The following is a 24,910-nucleotide window of genomic DNA, read 5'->3' on the forward strand; positions in this document are numbered from 1 at the left end:
TGTGCTGCCCCCTGCCCTCCGCAAGGCCCCGTGCCGAGCGAGGGAGAGCCCCACGTGACCATCGCGCCAGCCGACCCGGCTTCAGCCGACCCGGTTTCAGCCGCCCAGGCGACCGCGGTCCCGGTGGAGACCGACGGTCCCGGTGCCGCGCTGCTGCGGACCCTGACCGAGCTGACCGCCGACCTGCCCGACGCCGACCCCGGCCGGGTCGCCGCCGCCGCGCTGCGCGGCCGGTCCGCGCGGGCCGACGCCGATGTCGCCGCGGAGTTGCGGGAGCTGGCCACCGAGGCGGCCGCCGGCCTGATCTCGGAGGACCCCGCCTACTCGCGGCTGGCCGCCCGGCTGTTGACCCGCTCCATCCGCGCCGAGGCCGCCACACAGGGCGTCACCTCGTTCACCGGGTCGATCGCCGTGGGACACCGGGAAGGACTCATCGCCGACCGCACCGCCGCCTTCGTGGAGCTGCACGCCGAGCGGCTCGACGCACTGATCGACCCCGCGGCCGACGACCGCTTCGGCTACTTCGGACTGCGCACACTGCACAGCCGCTACCTGCTCCGGCACCCCCTGACCCGCAAGGTCGTCGAGACGCCCCAGCACTTCATGCTGCGGGTGGCCGCCGGCCTCGCCGATGGAGGCGCCGCCGGGGGAGATTCCGGGCACGCCGTGGACGAAGTCGCCGCGCTCTACCGGCTGATGAGCCGCCTCGAGTACCTGCCCTCCTCCCCCACGCTCTTCAACTCCGGCACCCGCCACCCGCAGATGTCGTCCTGCTATCTCCTCGACTCCCCCAAGGACGAGCTGGACTCCCTCTACGACCGCTACCACCAGGTGGCCCGCCTCTCCAAGCACGCCGGCGGCATCGGCATCGCCTACTCCCGCATCCGCTCCCGCGGTTCGCTGATCCGCGGTACCAACGGGCACTCCAACGGCATCGTCCCGTTCCTGAAGACCCTCGACGCCTCCGTGGCCGCCGTGAACCAGGGCGGCCGGCGCAAGGGCGCGGCGGCGGTCTATCTGGAGACCTGGCACTCGGACATCGAGGAGTTCCTGGAGCTGCGCGACAACACCGGCGAGGACGCCCGCCGTACGCACAACCTCAATCTCGCCCACTGGATCCCGGACGAGTTCATGCGGCGGGTCGACGCCGACGAGCGGTGGTCGCTGTTCTCCCCGTCGGACGTGCCCGGGCTGGTCGACCTGTGGGGCGAGGAGTTCGACGCCGCCTACCGCGGGGCGGAGGCGGCCGGGCTCGCGAGGAAGACCATCCCGGCCCGTGATCTCTACGGCCGCATGATGCGCACCCTCGCGCAGACCGGCAACGGCTGGATGACCTTCAAGGACGCGGCCAACCGCACCGCCAACCAGACGGCCGAGCCGGGCCATGTCGTCCACTCCTCCAACCTCTGCACGGAGATCCTGGAGGTCACCGACGACGGCGAGACCGCGGTCTGCAACCTGGGCTCGGTCAACCTCGGCGCGTTCGTGAGCGGCGGGGGCATCGACTGGGAGCGGCTGGACGAGACCGTCCGCACCGCCGTGACCTTCCTCGACCGGGTCGTCGACATCAACTTCTACCCGACCGAGCAGGCGGGTCGTTCCAACGCCAGATGGCGGCCGGTCGGCCTGGGCGTGATGGGCCTCCAGGACGTCTTCTTCAAGCTGCGCCTGCCCTTCGACTCGGCGCAGGCGAAACAGCTCTCCACCCGCATCGCCGAGCGCGTCATGCTCGCCGCCTACGAGGCATCCGCCGGCCTCGCCGAGCGGAGCAGCCCGCTGCCCGCCTGGGAGCAGACCCGTACGGCGCGGGGTGTCCTGCACCCCGACCACTACGGCGTCGAGTTCACCTGGCCGGAGCGCTGGGCGGCGCTGCGCGAGCGGATCGCGACGACCGGCCTGCGCAACAGCCTGCTGCTCGCCATCGCGCCCACCGCGACCATCGCGTCCATCGCCGGGGTCTACGAGTGCATCGAGCCCCAGGTCTCGAACCTGTTCAAGCGCGAGACCCTCTCCGGTGAGTTCCTCCAGGTCAACTCGTACCTGGTGCAGGACCTCAAGGAGCTGGGCGGGTGGGACGCCCGCACCCGCGAGTCGCTGCGCGACGCCAACGGCTCCGTACAGGACTTCGCGTGGCTCCCGGCAGAGGTGCGCGCCCTGTACCGCACGGCGTGGGAGATCCCGCAGCGCGGCCTGATCGACATGGCCGCGGCCCGCACGCCCTATCTGGACCAGTCCCAGTCCCTGAACCTGTTCATGGAGACGCCGACCATCGGCAAGCTCTCCTCGATGTACGCCTACGCCTGGAAGCAGGGTCTGAAGACCACGTACTACCTGCGGTCCCGCCCGGCGACCCGGATCGCCCGCGCGGCCCGGGCGCAGCCCCGGGCCACCGTCCCCGTGCAGGCCGTCCCGGACCCCGAAGCGATCGCCTGCTCCCTGGAAAACCCCGAGTCCTGCGAGGCATGCCAGTGATCTCCCACCGTTCCCAGAACCTTCTCGACCCCGGCTTCGAGCTGACCCTGCGCCCCATGCGCTACCCCGACTTCTACGAGCGCTACCGGGACGCCATCAAGAACACCTGGACCGTGGAGGAGGTCGACCTGCACTCCGACGTCGCCGACCTCGCCAAGCTCACCCCCGCCGAGCAGCACCTCATCGGCCGGCTGGTCGCCTTCTTCGCCACGGGCGACTCGATCGTCGCGAACAATCTGGTGCTGACGCTGTACAAGCACATCAACTCCCCCGAGGCGCGGCTGTACTTGAGCCGTCAGCTGTTCGAGGAGGCCGTGCACGTCCAGTTCTATCTGACGCTGCTGGACACCTATCTGCCCGACCCGAAGGACCGTGCGGCGGCCTTCGCCGCGGTCGAGAACATCCCGTCCATCCGGGAGAAGGCCGAGTTCTGCTTCCGGTGGATGGACTCGGTCGAGCGCCTGGACCGCCTGGAGTCGACGGCCGACCGCCGGCGTTTCCTGCTCAATCTGATCTGCTTCGCCGCGTGCATCGAGGGCCTGTTCTTCTACGGCGCCTTCGCGTACGTCTACTGGTTCCGCAGCCGGGGCCTGCTGCACGGCCTGGCCACGGGCACCAACTGGGTGTTCCGCGACGAGACCATGCACATGTCCTTCGCCTTCGACGTGGTCGACACGGTCCGCAAGGAGGAGCCGGACCTCTTCGACGACCGGCTCCGGCAGCAGGTCACCGACATGCTCCGGGAGGCCGTCGAGGCGGAGCTGCAGTTCGCGCGCGACCTGTGCGGTGACGGCCTGCCGGGCATGAACACCGACTCGATGCGGCAGTACCTGGAGTGCGTCGCCGACCAGCGTCTGACCCGGCTCGGCTTCGCCCCGGTGTACGACTCCGAGAACCCCTTCTCCTTCATGGAGCTGCAAGGGGTTCAGGAGCTGACCAACTTCTTCGAGCGGCGCCCGTCGGCGTACCAGGTGGCGGTGGAGGGCACCGTCGACCTGGACGAGGACTTCTGATCCCGCTCCTCGTCCGCCGCCTCCCCGGCCTCCCTGAGCTGTCGGTCGACGCGCCGGTCGCGCACGATACCGAACACCGACGGGAGGACCAGGAGGACGAGGATCCCGAGGACCGCGAGCATGCCGATCATGCCTTCGATCTGGTTCGTGTTCATGGAATCCACTGTCGCGCCTGACACCCCGCACCGGCAGTGGCAGGACTGCCGCACACCCTCGAATTACTGCCAGCGGCGAGGCACACTGGCAGCATGCTGAAGAACGTGGCGGCCGTCCTGCTGGACGGCGTACACCCCTTTGAGCTGGGCGTCGTCTGCGAGGTGTTCGGCCTCGACCGCGGCGACGAGGGACTGCCGAGGTACGACTTCGCCGTGGTCTCGGCGGAGGGCCCGGCGCTGCGCACCCATGTCGGCGGGCTGACCGTCTCGACGCCGTACGGGCTGGACCGGCTGGCCGAGGCCGACCTGATCGCGGTACCGGCCGGCGAGGAGTTCGTCACCCGCGACTACCCGCCCGAGCTGCTGAAGTCCCTGGTCGCGGCGGTGGAGCGCGGGGCGCGGGTGCTCAGCGTCTGCTCCGGGGTGTTTGTGCTCGGCGCCGCCGGGCTGCTCGACGGGCGGCGGTGCAGCGTGCACTGGCGGCAGGCCGGGGAGCTGGCCGCGCGCTGCCCGCGGGCGATCATCCAGCCGGACGTGCTCTACGTCGACGCCGACCCGGTGATCACCTCCGCCGGCACCGCGGCCGGGATCGACGCCTGTCTGCACCTCGTGCGCAAGGAGCAGGGCCCCGAGGTCGCCAACAAGATCGCCCGGCGCATGGTGGTGCCGCCGCACCGGGACGGCGGACAGGCCCAGTACGTCGAGCGCCCGCTGCCCAGGAGCCGGTGCGACACCGTCGGCGAGGTGCTGGCCTGGATGGAGCAGCACCTCGACCGGGAGGTCACCGTCGAGCTGCTCGCCGCCCGCGCCCATATGGCGCCGCGCACCTTCGCCCGCCGCTTCCAGCAGGAGACCGGCACCACCCCCTACCGCTGGATCCTGCGCCAACGGGTGCTGCTGGCACAGGAGTTGCTGGAGGGCACGGACGAGACGACGGACGCGATCGCGGCGCGCACCGGATTCGGTACGGCCGCCGCGCTGCGCCACCAGTTCGTCCGGGCGCTGGGCACGACCCCGCACGCCTACCGGCGCGCGTTCCGGGGCCCCGTGGCCGCCTGAACACGCACCGGTAGCCGAGAGCGACGCGCGCCGTCAGGGTCGGTCGCGCGGCGTCCGGTTCAGTAGCGCGGCGTCAGCAGGTGCCGGACACCGGCCGTCACCACGCCACGGGTGTCAGCAGCAGCCGCTGCGGACGGAGCGTGATGCCCACCCGGTCCCCGTCGTTCGACCCACTGACCTGCTCGAAGCGGTACTTCGACGACAGCGCCGCGGTGATCAGGGTCAGCTGCGCCATCGAGAAGTGGTCGCTCGGGCACTTGCGGTTGCCCACGCCGAACGGGCTCATCGCGTACTTCGGCACCTCCTTGGCCCGCTCCGGCAGCCAGCGGTCGGGGTCGAAGCCGAGATTGTCGGCGAACGAGCGGGCGTCGCGCTGGACGGCGTACGGGCTGTAGACGATGTCCGCCCCGGCGGGAATGCGATAGCCGCCGAGCGTGGTGTCGGTGACCGCGCGCCGCGTCAATATCCATACGGCCGGGCGCAGGCGCAGCGCCTCGACGACGACATTGTTCGTGTGCCGCAGCCCGCGGACATCGTCGAATCCGACCGGTCGGCCGCCGGTGACGGATTCCACCTCGTCGCGCACCTGCTCGGCGTGTTCCGGGTGTTCGGCGAGCACCTGGAGCAGCCACATGATCGTGGAGGCGACCGTTTCGCTGCCAGCGGTGAGTATCGCGACGACCTGGTCGTGGATCTCCTGCTCCCCGATGGGGTCGCCATTCTCGTCCTGTGCCGTCAGCAATGCCGTCAGCAAATCGTCCGGCTTTTGACCGGATGCCCGGCGTTCGGCGATGATCTCGTCGACGAGGAGGTGCAAATCGGCCAGTGCCCGGTTGAATTCGCGGTTGGCCGGAAGAGGCAGTTTGTACAGCGGTCCGAGCGGCACCACCATCCGGCGGTACATACCACGGAAAACGGTGGAGAGCGCGACGCACAACCGCTCGGCCCCCTCGTCCATAAAGTCGCCGCGCAGCAGGCAGCGGGCGGCGATGCGCACCGCGATCCGGAAGGACTCCGAGGTGCAGTCGACGATCTCGCCGGGCCGCCAGCGCTCGGTCAGCGCATGCGCCTCCTCCTCCATGATCGGCCCGTAGGCGGGGATGGCGTCGAGCCTGAAGGCGGGCTGGATGGTGCGCCGCTGACGGCGGTGCTGGGGCCCGTTGGCGGTGGCCACGCCCTCCTTGCCGACCAGTCCCTCCAGGGACTCCCACAGCGGTCCGTCGATCTTGTAGTCGGGGCTGAGCGCCAGCGCTCCGGTGAGCGCCGGGGTGGTCACGGCGTACACCGTCTTCGGGCCGAGCTTCAGCCGTACGACGTCGCCGTGGTCCCGCAGTTGGGACATGAAGGCCAGCGGGTCGCGGACCAGCTTCCAGCCATGGCCCAGGACCGGCACGGCGCCGCCCGCCAGGGGCGGTTCGAACAACTCGGGCGCCTCGGGCGTCTCAGGTGTCTCCAGTGTCCCGGGGGTCTCCGGTGTCTCCGGTGTCCCGGGGGTCTCCGGTGTCCCGGGGGTCTCGGGCTTCACGTGCTTGACGGTCATTTCCCACCTGCCGCTTCCTTGTTGACGTACGGGGGCGTGGACCGGTCCTCCCAGCTGTCGACCCGGTAACGGCCGGATTCGTGGTGGAACCAGTAGACCGAGCTGAACCAGTTGCGCATGGCGCAGACACAGGCTCGTACGGCGACGCCGAGTTCCTTTCCTCGGGTCGTGCCGTCGTCCAGATGATCGGCGAACCGCTCGGCCGTGCGTTCCGCCTCGATGAATTCCGTTATGCATTTCTCGATGCGCCGCCGGACGTCGCCGACCGCTTCTTCCAGGGTCATCCCTTCATGAGTGACAAGACTGATTCCGAGATTGTGGACCTCATCTCCCGCTATTTCCTTGGGGAGTGAGCAGAGGTCGTTGTACCAGGCGGCGAATTCCTGGCTGAGCAAGGCCGGACGACGATATGCCGGGTCTTTCCGCACGGCGTCGGGGAGTTCGAGTCCGGCGCTCGGCTCCAGCAGGTCCGTCCATATCCAGTGGGCGAACGTCAGGCGCCGCAGGGCGAGATACTCCTCGACGCCGGGAACATATCCCTCGGTGCGATTGCGGAACTCGCGGTCGTACGCCTCGATCACCGCGTGGAAGTGGCGGGCGAACCGCGCGTTCCAGGTCGGCGGCAGGAAGGAGTACAGCCGCACCATGCTGTCCGCGAACCCCGCGACCACGGGATCCTGGTGGTTCAGATGGTGTCGGGGTGAGTCCAGGGCCGTGTGCAGCCGGGACCGCAGCCGCCGCCAGTCGGCCGCGCGGCCGTGCACGATGTCACGGTCGTGCCGGTCGTCCCAGACGAAGAACCACGCGCTGTAGTCGGCTATGGCCTGTAGGACGTCGTCGGGGGCGCCCGTGTAGTACCCCGCCATCAGATCCGTGTAGCACAGGCCATCGGCATATTCCGCAATCTTGTCCGCCGGCATGAGCCGCTTTTCGAGCAGCCAGAGGCGGGTCTTCTCCTGGAGTTGTGGCCAATACGGATGCAGTTTCCGGGGAAAGGCTTCCTCGATCACCGGAAGAGCGAGCGACGGTGGGACCGCGATCGCCGTGGGCGTCGATGTGGTGCCGTGTGGTATTGCATGCACGAACAAACCCCTCTCAGCCGTCAGATGCGCACGCGCCGCTTGCTGTGCCGGGCGTGCGCCGTTGTGTATCCCCCCGACTTCCCATTCAGCACCACAACTGACCGATCTGGGAACGGATTTGCTCCATTCACTACCCCGGAGCGCGGAGGTTCTCCCCTGCTGCGATCGACTGTGCAGCGCTACGCACGACGCCCGGCCAGGGAGTTCCCTGGCCGGGCGTCGCAACCGGCTGATCAGGCGCCGCCACCGGTTGGTCGGGCGTCGCGCGGCTGGTCGGGCGTTGCCACCGGCTGGTCCGGCCTCGCCACTGGCCGGTCGGGGCCGCATTCGGCCTCAGTCGTTGGCGACCACCGGGTAGCGTGGCTCGTTCTCGGCCATCTGCCGCAGCGCGTCCTTGCGCTCGCGCTTGGAGAGCCGGTCGATGTACAGGTACCCGTACAGGTGGTCGGTCTCGTGCTGCAAACACCGTGCGAAGTAGCCGGTGCCGCGCACCTTGACCGGGTTGCCCCGCTCGTCCTGCCCGGTCACCTCGGCGTAGTCGGGCCGGGCCAGCGGCGCATACGCGGTCGGTACGGACAGGCAGCCTTCGTTGCTGTCGTCGAGCCGGCGCCGCTCGGCGGGCAGGTCCACGAGCCGGGGGTTGCAGACCACGCCGACATGCCGGGCACCCTCGTCGTCCTGGCAGTCGTAGACGAAGACCTTCAGCTCGACGCCGATCTGGTTGGCGGCCAGGCCCACGCCCTCGGCGGTGCGCTGGCTGGCGAACATGTCCGCGACCAACTGCTGGAGTTCCTCGCCGAACTCGGTGACGTCCGCGCACTCCTTGTGCAGCGCCGGATGGCCCACGACCGTGATCGGCCGCGAGGTGCCGCGCTCCCGCCAGGCGGCCTCGCGCTCCTCGGTGTCCTCGGTGTCGACGACGAAGCCCTCGTCGTCCACGGGGAGCACGCCCGCGTGCTGCTGATCGGTGTCCTGCTGCGCCATGAGCGACGTACGCCTTCCTCACAAAGCGGGGATGAAGTTGCTGATACAGGGTACGGGTGCCGCGCCCCGGAAGAGGCCCGGGGCGATATCCACCATGCGGCTCCGCCGCGCTGATGATCCCCCTGTTCGAGCGAAGCCGAGAACGTGGGGGTGGGCCCTGGCCCGCGACCGGCCACGACAAACCCGCGGCCGGGCAACGGCCTCTAACAGACCTCTTCGAGATCCCGCCAGTCCCGGGAGTCCGGGCTGTCCGCGACCCACCCGTCCAGCAACCCCCGGACCAGCGAGGCCGGGGCGGCAACGCCGCACTCCCGCTCCGGCACCCACAGCTGCCCGTCCGTGCGGTGTCCGAGCGGCCCGGGATGCCCCGGCTCGCTGTGATCGTGCGGATCCAGGTGTTCCCCGTCGCCCTCGTCGGAGGGCATCCGCGACTCGGAGCACATCCGGCACAGCAGCCGCACGGACGAGGACCAGTCCTCCGCGGCGAAGCCGGCGTCGGCGGCCAGCTGTTCCAGCGCGTCCCGGTCGGCCTCGGTGGCGGCCTCCAGCAGGACCACCCAGGTGGGCACGGGCGAGGGGGCCCACAACTCGATCTCGTCGAAGACCGGGTAGGCGTGCCCGGCGGCCGTGGTGCGCTCGCCGTGCGGTACCCCGTCGTGCAGCACGACCTCGCCCCAGCGCCGCCCCGACGAGGGCAGCGGAATGGACAGCACCTCGATCCGCGCCGGGTCGAGCCTCCTGCCCCAGACGACCTCGGCCTCGCCCTCCGGGGACAGCCGTACGGCCGCGCTGCCCAGCTCCATGCCGAGCGGTTCACCGGAGGCGCCGGCGCCTCCCTGGGTCTTCGGCGGCCGGGAGGTACCCCCGGGCACCCGCAGCCCGTATGCCTGCCAGGCGCGGTGGGCCAGCGGCCAGTCCTGGAGGGCGGTGGCGGCGATGCCCACGTTCCACCAGTCGGGCGCGCCGGTCTCCCGGTCGAGCAGGGCCACGGCCCGCAGGCCGGCGGCGCGGGCCTGCTCCCAGTCGTGCCGGAACTTGTGCAGCAGGGCGAGGTTGAACCAGGACTCGGACAGCCAGGGCTCCAGATCGGCGGCGCGCGTCAGCAGCTCACCCGCGTCCTCGTACCGGCCGTCGCCGATGAGCGTGAACGCCCGGTCGGTGGCCTGCCGCCAGGAGGCGGAGGGCCGGTGCCGTCCCTTGCCGAAGATCCTCACGATTCCCGCCTGCCAGTTCCAGATCCGCACTGTGGGCTGGCTTGTGCCCCCGGACACCCTCTCCCTCGCATCCAACCACGTACGGCAGGAGAGGCGCTCATTACCCATGGGTTACCCAGCCGGGGGCCGGGTCAGACCGTCCGGTCCGGCGTCCGCCCTGGCCGAGAAGCTCGCGCGCCGCACCTCGTTCCCCCAGCACCCGCGCGAGCGACTCCACCACCTCGGGCGCGTAGTCCCCGGCGGTACCCAGCCGCAGCTCCTCCAGGGCCTTGAGCGGGGCTCCCGGACCGGCGTCCCGCGCCTTCTCCTCGTATGCGTTCACGGCCCGGATGATCCGCGCGGCCACCGGCTGCTCCCGGTAGGGGTCGGCCTGCCGCTCCACGACCACCGCGACCGCCGCGACCACCCCGGTCTGCCGTACGACGGCACCGCCGAGCAGCGCTATCCGCCGCTGTTCCGCGGCGGGCAGCCCGGCGGTGGCCCCGGCCGACACCGGGTCGACCAGGCTCAGCTGGCCGATGTCGTGCATGAGGGCCGCGTACTCCAGCACGGTCAGCTCGGGCGCGGTCAGCCCGAGGTCCCGGCCGACGGCCTGGCTGAGCGCGGCCACCCGGTGGGCATGTCCGGCCGGGGTGTAGCCGGCTATCTCGGTGGCCCGGGCGAGGGAGGCGATGGTCTGCCGGTAGGTGGCGCGCACGGCGGTGTACCGGCGCAGGGTGAGCTGGGTGAGCAGGAGCGGCAGGCAGAACACGGGCAGTGCCCACAGTCCGACGACGGCCACCGCCGGCGCCATCACCGCGCCCGTCGCGCACACCGCCGATCCGATGCCGAGCAGCCCGCGCAGTTCGTCCCGCAGCAGCGGGCCGAACGGCCACCGGGTGCGGGAGTGGGCCAGGGCGGCGGCCAGGACCGCGTCGCACAGGGCGGTGAGCACGAGGAGCGCGAGCAGCAGCACGGCGTGCGCGGAGCCGCCCAGGGCCCCGAACAGGCCGTCCCCGTACAGGGGTTGGCAGCAGACGGCGGCGAAGCCGATGGTGAGGACCCGGCGGGCCAGGTGGTCGAGCGTGCGGGTCCGGCCGCACCACAGGTGCGGGACGCTGCCGAGCAGCGAGGCGGCGAGGACGACGGTGACGACCTGCGCGGCCCGGACGGGTGTCCCCGCGCTGTGGGCCAGGTTCAGCGCGTGGGGGGTGGTCGCGTGCCCGGCCCCCTCGCCGAGCAGCGCGTACGACAGGGCGCTGGCCGCGCCGAGCGACGCGGTCTCCCTGACGTCGGCGCCGGTGACGGTCACGGGGACGCCGGCCACCCGGGCCGGGCCGGGGGGCCGGGGGACGGTCAGCTCGCCGACGGCTATGAGCACGCCGAAGGCGAGGGCGGTCCCGCGCTGCTCCAGGCCACAGCCGAGGGTGACGGCGAGGGAGACGGCGGCGAGCAGCGCGGCGCAGACATGGACGAGCCGGAGCGCGCTCATCGGTGTGCCTCACGCGGGCCCGGGTGTGCCTCACGCAGGCTCGGATGTGCCTCACGCAGGCCCGGGACGGGTTCGGCGGGCGGCACCGGGTGGCCCGGCTCGTCGGCGGTGACCGCGGGATGCCAGCCTCCCCCACGCTCGGCTTCGGTCGAGCCGGGGCACCCCCATCGCCCCACGGCCCGGACCAGCGCGGCGACCATCCGGGGGTCGAACTGGGTCCCGGCGCAGCGCTCCAACTCCCGTAGCGCCGTCGGCACCGGCCGCGCCCTGCTGTAGGAGCGCGTGGACGTCATCGCGTCGAACGCGTCGGCGACGGCCACCACCCGGGCGCACTCCGGGATCTGAGCGCCGGCCAGCCCGTACGGGTAGCCGCTGCCGTCGAGCCGTTCGTGGTGGTGCAGGATCGCCGCCCGGGCCTCGCCGAGGAAGGAGATCCCCCGCACCATCTCGTGGCCGTACTCGGGATGCAGTTCGATCACCCGCCGCTCCTCGGGGGTGAGCGGCCCGTCCTTGCGCAGCAGCCGGGTCGGCACGCCCAGCTTGCCCACGTCGTGCAGGATCCCGGCGAACCGCAGCACCTCGACGCGGTCGTCGTCCAGGCCGAGTTCGCGGGCGATCAGCACGGATGCCTGCCCGACCCGTTCGCTGTGGCCGCGGGTGTAGCCGTCCTTGATGTCGACGGCCTGCACGAGCGCGCGGATCGTCGCCTGGTGGGCCGCCCGCTCCCGGTGGTACTGCGCGAAGACCCACCAGGACACGCCCATCGGCAGCAGCACGAGCAGCGCGGCGACCGGCCCGTGCGGGCTGCGCCACAGCACGGCCATCATCAGCCCGGCCAGTCCGTGCACGGCGATCGGTGCGAGCGAGCGGGGCAGCAGCCCGCGCCAGGCCCGGCGCGCCGGTACCCGGTCGGCCAGGGCGAGGATGCCGCCGTCGAGCGCGGCGAGGACGAGGCAGAAGGCGAGCACGGCGGCGGCGACCGGCACGAGGGCGTAGGGGAAGTCGGAGTTCACGACCGCGCCCCGGCCGCCGAGCGCCCCGTGCACACGGGCCGCGGCCCACACGGCGAGCGAGGACTGGGCGGCGCGCCAGATCCGGCGCAGCGCGCGGGGCCGTTCGGCGGGCGAGAGCAGGGCGCCGGGCACCGGTACGAGCGCGGCGGCGGGCGCGGGCAGCAGAAAGGCCCCGGCGAGCAGGACGGGGTGGAAGGTGCCTCCGAAGCGGCGCCGGACGATCTGCTCGCAGGCCGCGTAGAGCGCGGTGAGCAGCGCGACCGCCCACCAGGGCGCATCGGTCTGGGGCAGCGGCAGCAGGCCGAGCAGGGCCAGCGCGGCGGCGCAGGCCACGTACACCCGTGCCCGTGCCGGAACCGCCTCCATCACGCCCTCCCCCGACCATGCCCGTCCTGGCTTTGGAGCCTAGGGCGCGGATCGGGGGGTCCGTGGGCCCCTGCCGCACGGATTAGCACGTTCGGGTGATGACCTGGGAGTCAGTCAGCAGCGGGGTCGGGCCGCGGAGAGCGCGGGCCCAAGGGCCTGTCAAGCCGGTCAGGACTCCTGCGGGGTCGCCGTGATGTCGTGCTCGGGGACGGCCTGGCCGGAGCGGATCAGATCGATCCGCCCCATGACCTTGGCGCGCAGGTCGATCGGCACGTCGTCATGGCCGCAGCAGCGCTTGACCAGCTTCTTCACCGCCTGCTCCAGGCCGTACTTCTCCAGGCACGGCGAGCACTCCTCGAAGTGCTGCTGGAACTTGTCGCGATCGGCTGCCGGCATCTCACGGTCAAGGAACTCGTACAAATGATCGAGTACCTCACTGCAGTCCGTCTCGTGCGGCCCTCCGCAGCTCATGAGCCCGAGCCTTTCGCTTCGTTCGACTCTCCGGCGCCCGCCGGGACGAGCCCGCGCTCGCGGGCGTAGTCCTCCAGCATGCCGCGCAGTTGACGGCGGCCCCGGTGCAGCCGGGACATCACCGTACCGATGGGTGTCCCCATGATGTCCGCGATCTCCTTGTACGCAAAGCCCTCTACGTCAGCGAGGTAGACGGCGATGCGGAATTCCTCGGGGATCGCCTGCAGCGCTTCCTTCACGTCCGAGTCGGGCAGGTGGTCGAGCGCCTGCGACTCGGCGGAGCGCAGACCGGTCGACATGTGTGACTCGGCGCGGGCGAGCTGCCAGTCCTCGATCTCCTCGGTCGCACTGCGCTGCGGCTCGCGCTGCTTCTTGCGGTACGAGTTGATGAAGGTGTTCGTGAGGATCCGGTACAGCCACGCCTTGAGGTTGGTGCCCTCACGGAACTGGTGGAAGGACGCGTACGCCTTGGCATACGTCTCCTGCACCAGGTCCTCGGCGTCGGCCGGATTGCGCGTCATGCGCAGCGCGGCCGAGTACATCTGGTCGAGGAATTCGAGCGCGTCCCGCTCGAAGCGCGCGTTGCGCTCCGCGCCGGACTCCGCACCGGCGCCCTGGCCCTCGGGCAGCTCCGCCTGGCCGTTGTCGGTCCCTGCGTCGTTCCCAGTGACCGGACCCACCTCCTCAAGATCCCGGGCAGGACCGACACCGGCCCCACTCGAATCGGAGGATAGAACACGACCCGTGCCTGCCGCCGCTCGAATCGGAGCGGTCTTGGCCACGTGCAGCACCGTCCAGTCCAGGTCAGTGCGGCTGCTGTGGCTCGGGCAAACGGTCGAACCCATGCGGCGGACTTCCTCTCCTACGACGTGGGTGCCGGGGCTTCAGCACTTCTGACCCCCACAACAGTGCGCCGGCGCGCGGCATTCCCGGGCGTCACCCGAGTGACGCGACCCACTGAGCGACGCCGTCGGTGACGATCTCCAGGGCCCGCTCCTGGCCGATCTCCGCCCGCTTGGGCACGGCGAGGCCGTGGTCGCCGTACGGCACCTCGACCAGCCGGTAGGCACCCTCCGGGAACTCGGCCGGCCTGCCGAACGGGTCGTTGCCGCCCTGCACGACCAGCGTGGGCACCCCCGCCCCGAGCAGCTCCGCGGCCCGGGACTTCTCGGGGCTGCCCGGCGGGTGCAGCGGGAAGCTCAGGGCGAGGACGGCGTGCGCCCCCAGCTCGGCCGCGGTGCGGCAGGCGACCCGGGCCCCGGCGCTGCGCCCGCCGGAGATCACCGGCAGTCCGGGCGCACACAGGGCGGGCCAGACCCCGCGCCAGCCGGTGTCGAGGGTCTTCGGGGCCGGGGCGACCTTCCGGCCCGCCACCCGCCAGGGCTGCTCGACGAGGGCCACGGTGACGCCGTGGGCGGGCAGTGCCGCCGCGAGCGCCCGCAGGTCGCGGGCCTCGATGCCGCCGCCTGCCCCATGGCTCACGGCCAGCACGAACCGGGGCCGCCGCGCCGTGTGCCAGGTGATGCGGGCGTCCCCCGCGTCCGTACCGATGATCTCTGTGGTCACATCAGAAGAGTGTGCCCGCTTCCGGCCCCGCCAGCTCCTTCAGCAGCTCCGGGCCGTTGTTGCGGACGCTGCTGACGGCCGTGGAGACCGGGTAGGCGCGCATCAGGCCGTGCGGCGGCGGCGCCAGCAGCGAACGCAGGTCCTCGACGTCGGTGCGGGACGGGTCGAGCCAGGCGTCCCAGCGGTCCGGGGTGAGCATCAGCGGCATCCGCGGGTGGATCTCGGCGAGGCTGTGCGGCCCCTCGGCGGGGGCCACGGCCAGCGGGCTGGTCTCCGCCTCGGTGGTGATCACCGAGCAGGTCACCCACCAGGCCAGCGGGTGCTCGTCGGGCAGAGTCCGGTCCCGCCAGAACTCGTACAGGCCGGCCATCGCGAAGACCGAGCCGTCGGCGGGCAGCACGAAGTACGGCTGCTTGCGCGGCCGCTTCTTCTTCCCCTCGACCTCCAACTCCCGCTCCTGCCGGCCGGTCACCCACTCGTAGTAGCCGTCGGCGGGCAGGATGCAGCGCCGGGCGGCGAAGGCACGGCGGTACGACGGCTTCTCGTGCACGGTCTCCGCACGGGCGTTGATCATCCGGGCGGCGCCCTCGGGCGACTTGGCCCAGGACGGCACCAGCCCCCACTTCAGCCTGCGCAGCTGCCGAACCGGACGCGGGTCCTCGGCGTCTTTCACCGGACGGTCGAGTACGGCGTAGACCTCCTTGGTGGGCGCCACGTTGTAGTCGGCCTCAAAGGTCTCCTCCGGCTGCCTCCCCCCATCCTTCGACTCCGCCCGAACAGGGGGGACCCCCACCTCGACTCCAAAGATTCCTGCGAGATCCTCGGGCCTACGACTCGCTGAATACCGTCCGCACATACGTGCCACACTGCCAGGCCCACCCGCCACCAGGCCACCGTCACCGACCACCCGACCCGGCCACCCGACCCCGCCGACTCGACCGGGCCCGACCACAGGCCCGACCAGTCCCGACCAGTCCCGATCAGGCCCGACCAAAGGGAGCGACCGCACCACATGGACAGCACCGCATCGACCGCGCTGCCCGACCTCTGGGACCGGCTGTGGGGCACCCAGCCCGACCCGGACCTGTGGGTGGTGCTGGCCACCCTGGCCGCGGCGCTCGCCGTGGTCGTCCCGCACGGGCCGTGGCGCGTGGCGCGCAACGCCATCACCATCGCGCACGAGGGCGGTCACGGCCTGGTGGCCCTGCTCACCGGCCGACAGCTCACCGGCATCCGTCTGCACTCCGACACCAGCGGCCTCACCCTCAGCCGGGGCAAGCCGTACGGCCTCGGCATGATCCTCACCGCTGCCGCCGGCTACACCGCGCCACCGCTGCTCGGCCTGGGCGGGGCCGCACTGCTGGCCGCCGGGCACATCACGCTGCTGCTCTGGCTGGCCACCGCCCTGCTGGTCGCCATGCTGGTGATGATCCGCAACGCGTACGGGGCGCTGACCGTGCTCCTCACCGGAGGCACCTTCCTGCTGGTGTCCTGGCTGACCGGTGCGCAGGTGCAGGCGGCGTTCGGGTACGCGGTGGTGTGGTTCCTGCTGCTGGGCGGGGTGCGACCGGCCTTCGAGCTGCAGGCCAGGCGGGCGCGGGAAGGAGCGGGCGACTCGGACGCGGACCAGCTGTCGCGCCTGACCCATGTGCCGGCGGCGCTGTGGCTGTTCCTGTTCCACACGGTGTCGCTGTGCTCGCTGATCGGCGGGGGAAGGTGGCTGCTGCCGGGCTGAGGACGCCCCGAAGGGGCGACGTCCCGGGAGCGTGGGGCCGTATCGATGCGGCTCCGTCGCGACGGAGGCCCCCTGTTCGAGCGAAGCCGGGAACGGACGAAGCAGGGAACGGGAACGGGCGAAGCCGAGATCTTGGGTTGGGGGGAAGCGACAGGCGGCCCCCACGCACCCGCACCCGCATACGCCCCCGTACCCGACGACGCAGCCCCTCCGCACGCGCCCGCCTCCCACCACCCCCGCCCACTAAAGTGGGGCCATGGCCCCGAATGACGCACCCACCGCCCTCTGGCCCGCCCCGCACGCGAGCGGAGCCGTCGACGCGACGGTCCACGTGCCCGGGTCCAAATCCGTCACCAACCGTGCCCTCGTCCTCGCCGCCCTCGCCTCCGAACCGGGCTGGCTGCGCCGCCCGCTGCGCTCTCGCGACACGCTGCTGATGGCGGGCGCCCTGCGCGCCATGGGCGTCGGCATCGAGGAAGGGGTCGGCCCGGACGGCTCCGGCGAGGCATGGCGGGTGCTGCCCACGGGCCTGCACGGCCCGGCCTCGGCCGACGTCGGCAACGCCGGCACCGTCATGCGCTTCCTGCCGCCCGTCGCCGCGCTGGCCGACGGCCCGGTCCGCTTCGACGGCGACCCCAGGTCGTACGAGCGCCCCCTGCACGGCGTGATCGACGCCCTGCGCGAGCTGGGCGCCCGGATCGACGACGACGGCCGTGGCGCGCTGCCGCTGACCGTGCACGGCAGCGGCGCGCTGAAGGGCGGTCCGGTCTCGATCGACGCCTCCTCGTCGTCCCAGTTCGTCTCGGCGCTGCTGCTGTCCGCGCCCCGGTTCAACCAGGGCGTCGAGGTCCGCCACACCGGCGCCTCGCTGCCCTCCATGCCGCACATCCGGATGACCGTCGACATGCTGCGCGCGGTCGGCGCCCAGGTGGACACCCCGGAGTCGGGCGGCGAGCCGAACGTCTGGCGGGTCACTCCGGGCGCCCTGCTGGGCCGTGACCTGACCATCGAGCCGGACCTGTCGAACGCCCAGCCGTTCCTGGCCGCGGCCCTGATCACCGGCGGCAAAGTGCTCGTCCCGGACTGGCCGGCGCGCACGACCCAGCCGGGTGACCGACTGCGCGAGATCTTCACCGAGATGGGCGGCTCCTGCACGCTGACCGAGTACGGCCTGGAGTTCACCGGCTCCGGCGCGATCCACGGCATCGACGTGGACCTGGGCGACGTGGGCGAGCTGACCCCGGGCATCGCCGCGGTGGCCGCGCTCGCGGACTCCCCGTCGACCCTGCGCGGCGTGTCCCATCTGCGGCTGCACGAGACGGACCGGCTGGCCGCGCTCACCAAGGAGATCAACGAGCTGGGCGGTGACGTGACCGAGACCGCCGACGGCCTGCACATCCGCCCGCGCGCGCTGCACGGCGGGACCTTCCACACGTACGAGGACCACCGCATGGCGACGGCCGGCGCCGTCATCGGCCTCGCGGTCGCGGGCGTGCGGATCGAGAACGTGGCGACCACCGCCAAGACCCTGCCCGACTTTCCCGAACTGTGGGCCGGGATGCTCGGGAACTGACGGGCGGACCGGGATCATGCGCCGCTACGGCAAGCACACGGACGAGGACGACATCCGCACCCGCCCCAACCGCAAGGGCAACCGGCCCCGCACGAACATCCGGCCCAAGCACGAGGACGCCGCCGAGGGCATGGTCCTCACCGTGGACCGGGGCCGGCTGACCTGCCTTGTCGAGGGCCGTACGATCCTCGCGATGAAGGCTCGCGAGCTGGGCCGCAAGGCGGCCGTCGTGGGCGACCGGGTGGCACTGGTCGGTGATCTGACCGGCCGGAAGGACACCCTCGCGCGGATCGTCCGCATCGAGGAGCGGACATCGGTGCTGCGCCGTACCGCGGACGACGACGACCCGTACGAGCGGGTGGTCGTCGCCAACGCCGATCAGCTCGCCATCGTCACCGCCCTCGCCGACCCCGAGCCCCGCCCCCGGCTGATCGACCGCTGCCTGGTCGCGGCCTATGACGGCGGACTCGAGCCGCTGCTGGTGCTGACCAAGTCGGACCTGGCCTCGCCCGACAAACTCCTGGAGCTGTACGGCGACCTGGACATCCCGCACGTGGTCACCAGCCGCCAGGAGTTGGCGGACAGCGGCGCGGCCGACCGGGTGCGGGAGCAACTGGCAAACAAGGTCACCGCGTTCGTGGGCCACTCCGGGGTCGGCAAGACGACGCTGGTCAACGCGCTGGTCCCGGAGGACCGCCGGCGTACGACGGGGCATGTCAACGCGGTGACGGGCCGCGGCCGGCACACCACCACGTCGGCGCTCGCGCTGCCGCTGGGCGACGCGGACGGCTGGGTCATCGACACCCCGGGCGTGCGCTCCTTCGGCCTCGCCCACATCGACCCGTCCCGCGTGATCCACGCCTTCCCGGACCTGGAGCCCGGCACCGCGGGCTGCCCGCGCGCCTGCAGCCACGACGAACCGGACTGCGCGCTGGAGGAATGGGTGGCCGAGGGACACGCGGACCCGGCACGCCTGTACTCTTTGCGCCGGTTGCTGGCCACAAGGGAACGCAGGGACGGCGACTGACCTCAGTGGTGTTTGCGGGGGCACGGGCCTGGCAAGTGCATAATCGCACCGAGCCGGACTTACGGGAGGACAGCACATGGCGTGGCTGCTGGTCGTCGTGGCCGGATTGCTCGAAACCGGCTTCGCGGTCTGCCTGAAGCTGTCGCACGGTTTCACCCGGCTGTGGCCGACCATCGCGTTCGCCAGCTTCGCCCTCGGCAGTTTCGGCCTGCTGACCCTCTCCCTGAAGAAGCTGGACGTGGGCCCCGCCTACGCCGTGTGGACCGGCATCGGCGCCGCCGGCACCGCGATCTACGGCATGGTCTTCCTGGGCGACCTGGTGTCGACGCTGAAGATCGTCTCGATCAGCCTGGTCATCATCGGCGTGATCGGCCTCCAACTGTCGGGCTCGGCCCACTAGCCGCCACTGGCCGCCGCCAGTCCTGTGGTTGACCGCCACTGGCCGTACGGTCCGGCGGGGTGGTTCACACCGGTTGGCGGTGCAGCGCGTCCCGTACCAGCTCGGCGATCCCGCCCTTCGCGGGCGGCGCGGCCACGCAGGAGAGCGCGAGCCGCGCCACCAGTTCGCAGGAGCGGGCCAGTTCGGCGCTGACCGCCCGCACGGCGCCCGGCCCGGTCAGGGCCGCCAGCGCCCGGTCCCGCACCATCTGCACAAAGTCGCCGGGCGACGGCAGCGGCCCGTCCGCACGGCGCTGCGCCGGCACCGCGGAGGAGGACGGCACGGCGGACAGCGTCGGCGCGGGCAGCCGCTCGCTCCAGCAGCCGGTGAGCATGGCGCGCACGATCGGGTTGTCGCGGGCGACGGCGGCGGTCCACTCGGCGGTGGCGGTGAGCCGCTCGCGCGGTTCGACACCGCCGGACAGGGCCCGCTCGATCCCGGCGAGATAGCCGTCGGCCTCCCGGCGCACGAGCGCCCGGGCGAGCCCTTCCTTGCCTCCGAACTCGTTGTAGAGGGTCTGCCGGGACACCCCGGCCGCCGCGGCCACGTCCACCATCCGCACGGCGGACCACGGCCGCCGCGCGAGCGCGGTGTAGGCGGCGTCCAGCAGGGATTCCCGGGCAGCAGGCATCGTCGCCTCCCTGGGGTGAGCGGCTCTGCGCCCAGATTTGACGCGCCCCCCTGCGCTGTCAAGGGTTCGCGTAGCGGGTGCATCCCCCGGCAACAAGCCGGTGCACCACCCAGGAACAGGTGTGTGCCACGCCTCGGCCGAGGCGGGTGTGCCACGTCTCGGCCGAGGCGGGTGCGCGGCTGACGGCGCCCGCGTGCGCGGCCCCCACTGGCCGCGCCGCGACCGGGCCGGATACGGTGCACCACATGCCCGACTACCTCGACGACCTCCGCCTCGCCCACGTCCTCGCGGACGCGGCCGACGCCGCGACGACGTCCCGCTTCAAGGCCCTCGACCTCAAGGTGGAGACCAAGCCGGACATGACCCCGGTGAGCGAGGCGGACAAGGCCGCCGAGGAGTTGATCCGCGGCCAGCTCCAGCGCGCCCGGCCCCGGGACGCGGTCCTCGGCGAGGAGTACGGCATCGAGGGCTCCGGCCCCCGCCGCTGGGTGATCGACCCGATCGACGGCACCAAGAACTACGTACGGGGCGTGCCCGTCTGGGCCACCCTGATCTCGCTGATGGAAGCGGGCGAGGGCGGCTACCAGCCCGTCGTCGGTGTGGTCTCCGCCCCGGCCCTGGGCCGCCGTTGGTGGGCCGCCAAGGGCCACGGCGCCTTCACCGGCCGCAGCCTGGCCTCCGCGTCCCGCATCCACGTCTCCCGCGTCTCCGGGCTGGCGGACGCGTCCTTCGCGTACTCCTCGCTGTCCGGCTGGGAGGAGCAGGGCCGACTCGACGGCTTCCTGGATCTCACCCGCGCGGTGTGGCGCACGCGCGCGTACGGCGACTTCTGGCCCTACATGATGGTCGCCGAGGGGTCGGTGGACATCTGCGCCGAACCCGAGCTGTCCCTCTGGGACATGGCGGCGACGGCGATCGTCGTCACGGAGGCCGGCGGCACGTTCACGGGCGTCGACGGCCGCCCGGGCCCGCACAGCGGCAACGCCGCCGCGTCCAACGGACTGCTCCACGACGAGTTGCTGGGGTATCTCAACCAGCGCTACTGAGAAGAACGAGGTGCCTGCGCACGCCCTCGGTCAGCTGCACACGCCCCCTTGTTGACTCGCGCTTTGCCTGCGACTCTGAGAGTCCCCCCATTTGTGAATTTGTGAATCCATGAACTATCGATCCGCCGACGTGCCGCCGATCCATCGATCTGCCGATCTGCCGATCATCCGGTCGGCCCCTTGGTCGCCAGGTCACCAGGTCGCCGCGTCGCTCGGTTGGTCGGTCCGGATTCCACCGGAGGATTCTCCCTAGGAGGTGGCTCCATCCCATGCTCGTTCGCGACGCCATGAGCACGGTGGTCCTCACCGTCGGCCCCGCACACACCCTCCGCCAAGCCGCCGCCCTGATGTCCGCCCGCCGCGTGGGCGCCGCCATCGTCCTGGACCCCGACGCCGGCGGCATCGGCATCCTCACCGAGCGCGACATCCTCAATTCCGTGGGCCTGGGCCAGAACCCGGACACGGAACGCACCCACGCACACACCACCAACGACGTCGTGTTCGCCACCCCGACCTGGACCCTGGAGGAGGCGGCCCGCGCGATGGCGCACGGCGGCTTCCGCCATCTGATCGTCCTGGACCATGGCGAGCCGACGGGCATCGTCTCGGTCCGCGACATCCTCCGCTGCTGGACTCCGCTACGGCAGCGGGTGCCGGCCTGAGACATACCAACGGGCCGGAACTCCCGTACCGGAACCCCCGTACCCGGGAGACCCGGCCCGCGCAACGACAAACGGTCCCATGCCGGTGATCAGCCAAGCAGGGCCTGGACCGCGACCTCCAGCCGCCCGCCGAAGCCGCCTGACCAAGTCCCGACCCGATCCCATAATGGACATTGTCCAATTAGATCGACGATCTAAAGTGACACTCGTTCGGGACCTGGTCCTCTTAACTGTTAGGCTGGACTGCATGAGTGACCTTCTGGAACGGCTGCGCGGACGCGGATGGCGGATGACCGCGCAGCGGCGCGTCGTGGCCGAGGTCCTGGACGGCGAGCACGTCCATCTCACGGCCGACGAGGTTCACACCCGGGCCGTCACCCGGCTGCCCGAGATCTCCCGCGCGACCGTCTACAACACCCTCGGGGAACTGGTCTCGCTCGGCGAGGTGCTGGAGGTCGCCACCGACAAGCGGGCCAAGCGCTACGACCCGAACGCCCACCGGCCGCACCACCACCTGGTGTGCGCCCGCTGCGGCGCGATCCGCGACGTCCACCCGAACGGGAACCCGCTCGCCGACCTCCCCGACTCGGAGCGCTTCGGCTTCACGGTCTCGGACGTCGAGGTGACCTACCGCGGAGTGTGCCCGGACTGCGCGAACGCCTAGCCACGGCCCCCGCACCCACCTGACGACGACCAGCGAACCCTGGTATCAACTGGGCGGCTTGAGTTCCAGTGGTCGCCGCAACCCGGAATACTTCCGGCTCGTGAGTCCCGGTACACGCCGAGGGCCGGAGTCCCTTGCCTGGACTCCGGCCCTCGGTTTCAGTAGCGGGGACAGGATTTGAACCTGCGACCTCTGGGTTATGAGCCCAGCGAGCTACCGAGCTGCTCCACCCCGCGTCGGTGAACGCAACATTACGTGAGCGGTGACCCAAGAGGCAAATCGATTACCCGCCTCGTCCGAGTGCGATGCCCAGGCCCTGCGGCCACGGCACCCTCGCGGCACGGAACCTCCCGACACCGCTTCGATCCGCCGCGTCCGCCCGCACGCCGAGCGGCCCGGCCCGCCCCCTGCGCCTCCCTCCACGTCTGCGCCTGCGTCACGGCCGGTACGCCCCCGCCGGGTCCCTGGCCGGTGGACTCCCTGCGGTCGGCACGCACCCGTAGCCGACCGCAGGCGTCGGGCCTCGGCCCCGGCCCGGGTTACGCCGAGAGTTCTTCGCTCAGGGCGTCCCTCAGTCGGGTCGCGCGCTCGGTGACCTCCGCGGGGCCCAGCGTCACCGCGCGGTCGGCCCACCGCCGGCCCTCGACCAGCTCTCCGCGGCGGGCGTAGACGAGGGCGAGCCGCAGTGCCGCCCGGCCGTGCCCGGCGTCGGCGGCCCGCGTCCACCACACCGCGGCCTCCGGCTCGCTCCCCTCGCGGGCCAGCAGCAACCCGAGGTTGAACGCCCCGTTCCGGGACCCGGCCTCGGCCGCCTCCCGGTACCACCGCGCCGCCTCCACGACATCGCCCCGCGCCGCGGCCAGCATCCCGACCCGCACCTGCGCGCGCCGGTGCCCCTGTCCGGCCGCCCGCTCGTACCACTCCTCGCACTCGGTCTTCTCGTGCACCGACTCCCCCAGCTCGTGCGCGGGCCGTGCGGGCCGCCGCGCGTCGAGCAGAGCGGCCAGCCGGTACGCCGCCTCCGCGCTGCCGGCCCCCGCCGCACACCGCAGATGCCGCTCCGCCTGCCGCTCGTCCCCCTCCCGCAGCCGGGCGATCCCGACCTGCAACGCCGCCTCCATGTGCCCGGCCGCCGCCGCCCGCTCGTAGCAGCGCAGCGCCACCCGCTCCTCGCCCCGCCCGGCGTACAGGATCCCCAGGTTGAACGCGGCGTCCACGCTGCCCGCCTCCGCCGCCTTGGAGAACCACGGCTCCGCGCCGGTCGCGTCGCCGCTCTGCAGCAGCAGGATCGCCAGCGCGTTCGCCGCCTCCCGGTGTCCGGCGTAAGCGGCCCGCCGGTACCACTGCTCGGCCTGCCCGATCCGCCCCTGCTCGGCGCTGAGCAGCCCGAGGTTGAACGCGCCATTGTCGTCCCCGGCGTCCAACGCGGCCCGATACCACCGTTCGGCGGTCTGCGGCTGGCCGCGCTCGGCGTACAGCGCGCCCAGCGCGTTCGCCGCGTTGCCGTCGCCGTCCTGCGCGGCCCGCAGCCACCACACGGCCGCGCTCTCGGTGTCCCCGGCGTCCCGCAGCAGGAATCCGAGCGCGCAGGCGGCCCGCGCCTCGCCGTCCTTGGCCGAGGTCAGATACCAGCGCCCGGCCTCCTTCAGTTCGCCCCGCTTCTCCAGGATCACCCCGAGTTGGAGCGCGGCCCGGCGGTGCCCGCGCGCGGCGGCCTGCCGGTACCACTGCTCGGCCTCCCCCGCCCCGGACGTCCCGGCAGCACCGCCGGACCCGGTGTCCCCCTCGGCTCCCGCGGCGCGGTCCAGCATCCGCGCCAGCCGGTACGCCGCCTCGCGGTGCCCCCGCTCGGCGGCGGCCCGCAGCCACCGCTCGACGCCGTCCACACCGCGGTGTTCCAGCAGATCGGCGAGCGCGTACGCGCCCAGCACATGGCCCTGTTCGGCGGACTGGCGCAGCCAGTACTCGGCGGCGGGTTCGTCGCCGCGCTCACGGTGGTGGCGGCCGAGCGCGTGCGCGGCGGCCGGCGAACCGGCGACGGCGGCGATCCGCCACCAGCCGGCGGCCTCATCGGCGTATCCGCGCTGGTGCAGAAGGACCCCGAGGTTGTTGGCGGCGGCGCGATCGCCCGCGGCGGTGGCGGCACGCAACTGGGGTTCGGCTCCGTCGAGATCACCGCGGCGCAGCAGCATGGCCCCGAGGACGCTCATCGCCTCGACGTCGCCCGCCTCCGCGGCGAGCCGAAGGCGCACCTCCTCGGCGGCCTCGCCGGCCTCGTCACGGTCGGTGGGCCGCACAAGATCGGTGGGCCGCATGAGGTCGGCAGCCTGCCCAAAGTCGGCAGGCTGCGCAAAACGCCCTGTCTCCAACAGACTTGCCTTGTCCCCCATAACGTCCATCGTCGCACCACCTACAACCTGGGTACACCCGGTATACCGCAGCCCGTGAGGTCACTTCAGCGTTTTGTCGACATGCCCACAGAGAGACAACCCAAACACACATCTCCCAAGTCCCTGTGATGGCACGGCGCCCCACACATCGGCACATGCGTTCGCCGTGCGTCCACACACGCCGAAGGCCCGGATCCCCTGGAGGATCCGGGCCTTCGACTTCAGTAGCGGGGACAGGATTTGAACCTGCGACCTCTGGGTTATGAGCCCAGCGAGCTACCGAGCTGCTCCACCCCGCGCCGTGTTCAGTAACCTTACCACGGCACGGGGTGTTCTT

23 protein-coding genes and 2 tRNA genes are annotated in these 24,910 nt (G+C 71.8%); 10 read left to right on the plus strand and 15 right to left on the minus strand.

All coding sequences use genetic code 11. From position 1 onward, the window contains the following. Positions 1-54: 54 nt before the first annotated feature. Together ACWEKM_RS14865 and ACWEKM_RS14870 are read left to right on the plus strand one after the other, a co-directional pair. Positions 55-2,472: a ribonucleoside-diphosphate reductase subunit alpha gene (locus ACWEKM_RS14865; protein ID WP_451621559.1), complete on the plus strand. Its 2,418-nt coding sequence runs from the start codon at positions 55-57 to the stop codon at positions 2,470-2,472. Next, a complete protein-coding gene (locus ACWEKM_RS14870) occupies positions 2,463-3,485 on the plus strand; it encodes a ribonucleotide-diphosphate reductase subunit beta (protein ID WP_451621560.1) in 1,023 nt (340 codons plus the stop codon). Before ACWEKM_RS14865 ends, ACWEKM_RS14870 begins: the two co-directional genes overlap by 10 nt. Here the strand turns inward: ACWEKM_RS14870 and ACWEKM_RS14875 are convergent. Beyond that, entirely contained in the window at positions 3,398-3,640 is a 243-nt protein-coding gene (locus ACWEKM_RS14875; RefSeq protein ID WP_451621561.1) for a hypothetical protein, read from the minus strand. The genes ACWEKM_RS14870 and ACWEKM_RS14875 overlap by 88 nt on opposite strands. Positions 3,641-3,733: 93 nt before the next feature. Between ACWEKM_RS14875 and ACWEKM_RS14880 the strand changes: the two genes are divergently transcribed. Then, positions 3,734-4,699: a helix-turn-helix domain-containing protein gene (locus ACWEKM_RS14880; protein ID WP_451621562.1), complete on the plus strand. Its 966-nt coding sequence runs from the start codon at positions 3,734-3,736 to the stop codon at positions 4,697-4,699. 97 nt (positions 4,700-4,796) lie between these two features. On the opposite strand, the gene ACWEKM_RS14885 is transcribed toward ACWEKM_RS14880, so the two are convergent. The 10 genes from ACWEKM_RS14885 to ACWEKM_RS14930 all read right to left on the minus strand — a co-directional run bounded on the left by ACWEKM_RS14885 (position 4,797) and on the right by ACWEKM_RS14930 (position 15,262). After that, positions 4,797-6,239, minus strand: a complete 1,443-nt coding sequence (locus tag ACWEKM_RS14885) for a bifunctional albaflavenone monooxygenase/terpene synthase (RefSeq protein ID WP_451621563.1) — start codon at positions 6,237-6,239, stop codon at positions 4,797-4,799. Then, positions 6,236-7,321 (minus strand): epi-isozizaene synthase, encoded by a 1,086-nt coding sequence (gene cyc1 / locus ACWEKM_RS14890; protein WP_451621564.1) that lies wholly within the window; start codon positions 7,319-7,321, stop codon positions 6,236-6,238. Before cyc1 ends, ACWEKM_RS14885 begins: the two co-directional genes overlap by 4 nt. A 333-nt stretch (positions 7,322-7,654) precedes the next feature. Beyond that, complete coding sequence (gene def / locus ACWEKM_RS14895; RefSeq protein ID WP_451621565.1) at positions 7,655-8,305, minus strand: peptide deformylase; 651 nt, start codon at positions 8,303-8,305, stop codon at positions 7,655-7,657. A 203-nt stretch (positions 8,306-8,508) separates the two neighbouring features. Further along, positions 8,509-9,519, minus strand: a complete 1,011-nt coding sequence (locus tag ACWEKM_RS14900) for a tetratricopeptide repeat protein (protein WP_451621566.1) — start codon at positions 9,517-9,519, stop codon at positions 8,509-8,511. A 100-nt stretch (positions 9,520-9,619) separates the two neighbouring features. Further along, positions 9,620-10,990 carry an HD-GYP domain-containing protein gene (locus ACWEKM_RS14905; RefSeq protein WP_451621567.1) on the minus strand — a complete coding sequence of 457 codons (1,371 nt, stop codon included), beginning with the start codon at positions 10,988-10,990 and terminating at the stop codon, positions 9,620-9,622. Further along, positions 10,987-12,369 carry an HD-GYP domain-containing protein gene (locus ACWEKM_RS14910; protein WP_451621568.1) on the minus strand — a complete coding sequence of 461 codons (1,383 nt, stop codon included), beginning with the start codon at positions 12,367-12,369 and terminating at the stop codon, positions 10,987-10,989. Before ACWEKM_RS14910 ends, ACWEKM_RS14905 begins: the two co-directional genes overlap by 4 nt. Positions 12,370-12,537: 168 nt before the next feature. Beyond that, the gene (gene rsrA, locus ACWEKM_RS14915) at positions 12,538-12,840 is read right to left on the minus strand and encodes a mycothiol system anti-sigma-R factor (RefSeq protein ID WP_451621569.1); all 303 of its coding nucleotides are present in this window, start codon (positions 12,838-12,840) and stop codon (positions 12,538-12,540) included. After that, positions 12,837-13,520: an RNA polymerase sigma factor SigR gene (gene sigR / locus ACWEKM_RS14920; protein ID WP_451621570.1), complete on the minus strand. Its 684-nt coding sequence runs from the start codon at positions 13,518-13,520 to the stop codon at positions 12,837-12,839. The genes rsrA and sigR overlap by 4 nt, the downstream gene beginning before the upstream one ends. Before the next feature lie 256 nt (positions 13,521-13,776). Continuing rightward, the gene (locus ACWEKM_RS14925; protein WP_451621571.1) at positions 13,777-14,406 is read right to left on the minus strand and encodes an alpha/beta hydrolase family protein; all 630 of its coding nucleotides are present in this window, start codon (positions 14,404-14,406) and stop codon (positions 13,777-13,779) included. A gap of 1 nt (position 14,407) precedes the next feature. Then, positions 14,408-15,262: an SOS response-associated peptidase gene (locus ACWEKM_RS14930; RefSeq protein WP_451621572.1), complete on the minus strand. Its 855-nt coding sequence runs from the start codon at positions 15,260-15,262 to the stop codon at positions 14,408-14,410. Positions 15,263-15,418: 156 nt separating this feature from the next. Between ACWEKM_RS14930 and ACWEKM_RS14935 the strand changes: the two genes are divergently transcribed. From ACWEKM_RS14935 to ACWEKM_RS14950, 4 genes are all read left to right on the plus strand, one after another. Next, positions 15,419-16,141 carry a M50 family metallopeptidase gene (locus tag ACWEKM_RS14935; RefSeq protein ID WP_451621573.1) on the plus strand — a complete coding sequence of 241 codons (723 nt, stop codon included), beginning with the start codon at positions 15,419-15,421 and terminating at the stop codon, positions 16,139-16,141. A gap of 256 nt (positions 16,142-16,397) precedes the next feature. Beyond that, positions 16,398-17,714 carry a 3-phosphoshikimate 1-carboxyvinyltransferase gene (gene aroA, locus ACWEKM_RS14940; protein WP_451621574.1) on the plus strand — a complete coding sequence of 439 codons (1,317 nt, stop codon included), beginning with the start codon at positions 16,398-16,400 and terminating at the stop codon, positions 17,712-17,714. 16 nt (positions 17,715-17,730) lie between these two features. Then, positions 17,731-18,741, plus strand: coding sequence for a ribosome small subunit-dependent GTPase A (rsgA, locus tag ACWEKM_RS14945; protein ID WP_451621575.1), 1,011 nt, complete (start codon positions 17,731-17,733; stop codon positions 18,739-18,741). Positions 18,742-18,817: 76 nt separating this feature from the next. Then, complete coding sequence (locus ACWEKM_RS14950; protein WP_451621576.1) at positions 18,818-19,141, plus strand: DMT family transporter; 324 nt, start codon at positions 18,818-18,820, stop codon at positions 19,139-19,141. 64 nt (positions 19,142-19,205) lie between these two features. Here the strand turns inward: ACWEKM_RS14950 and ACWEKM_RS14955 are convergent, their stop codons facing one another. Continuing rightward, a complete protein-coding gene (locus ACWEKM_RS14955; protein ID WP_451621577.1) occupies positions 19,206-19,811 on the minus strand; it encodes a TetR/AcrR family transcriptional regulator in 606 nt (201 codons plus the stop codon). Between the two features lie 245 nt (positions 19,812-20,056). On the opposite strand from ACWEKM_RS14955, the gene hisN reads away from it, so the two are divergent. From hisN to ACWEKM_RS14970, 3 genes are all read left to right on the plus strand, one after another. Beyond that, positions 20,057-20,857, plus strand: a complete 801-nt coding sequence (gene hisN / locus ACWEKM_RS14960) for a histidinol-phosphatase (protein WP_451621578.1) — start codon at positions 20,057-20,059, stop codon at positions 20,855-20,857. Between the two features lie 269 nt (positions 20,858-21,126). Then, complete coding sequence (locus ACWEKM_RS14965; RefSeq protein WP_451621579.1) at positions 21,127-21,519, plus strand: CBS domain-containing protein; 393 nt, start codon at positions 21,127-21,129, stop codon at positions 21,517-21,519. 247 nt (positions 21,520-21,766) lie between these two features. After that, positions 21,767-22,183 carry a Fur family transcriptional regulator gene (locus ACWEKM_RS14970; RefSeq protein WP_451621580.1) on the plus strand — a complete coding sequence of 139 codons (417 nt, stop codon included), beginning with the start codon at positions 21,767-21,769 and terminating at the stop codon, positions 22,181-22,183. 162 nt (positions 22,184-22,345) lie between these two features. Here the strand turns inward: ACWEKM_RS14970 and ACWEKM_RS14975 are convergent. The 3 genes from ACWEKM_RS14975 to ACWEKM_RS14985 all read right to left on the minus strand — a co-directional run bounded on the left by ACWEKM_RS14975 (position 22,346) and on the right by ACWEKM_RS14985 (position 24,872). After that, positions 22,346-22,419, minus strand: a tRNA-Met gene (locus ACWEKM_RS14975). A gap of 303 nt (positions 22,420-22,722) precedes the next feature. Further along, positions 22,723-24,582: a tetratricopeptide repeat protein gene (locus tag ACWEKM_RS14980; RefSeq protein WP_451621581.1), complete on the minus strand. Its 1,860-nt coding sequence runs from the start codon at positions 24,580-24,582 to the stop codon at positions 22,723-22,725. Positions 24,583-24,798: 216 nt separating this feature from the next. Beyond that, a tRNA-Met gene (locus ACWEKM_RS14985) sits at positions 24,799-24,872 on the minus strand. Positions 24,873-24,910: the final 38 nt, after the last annotated feature.

Source organism: Streptomyces sp. NPDC004752, from assembly GCF_053601275.1.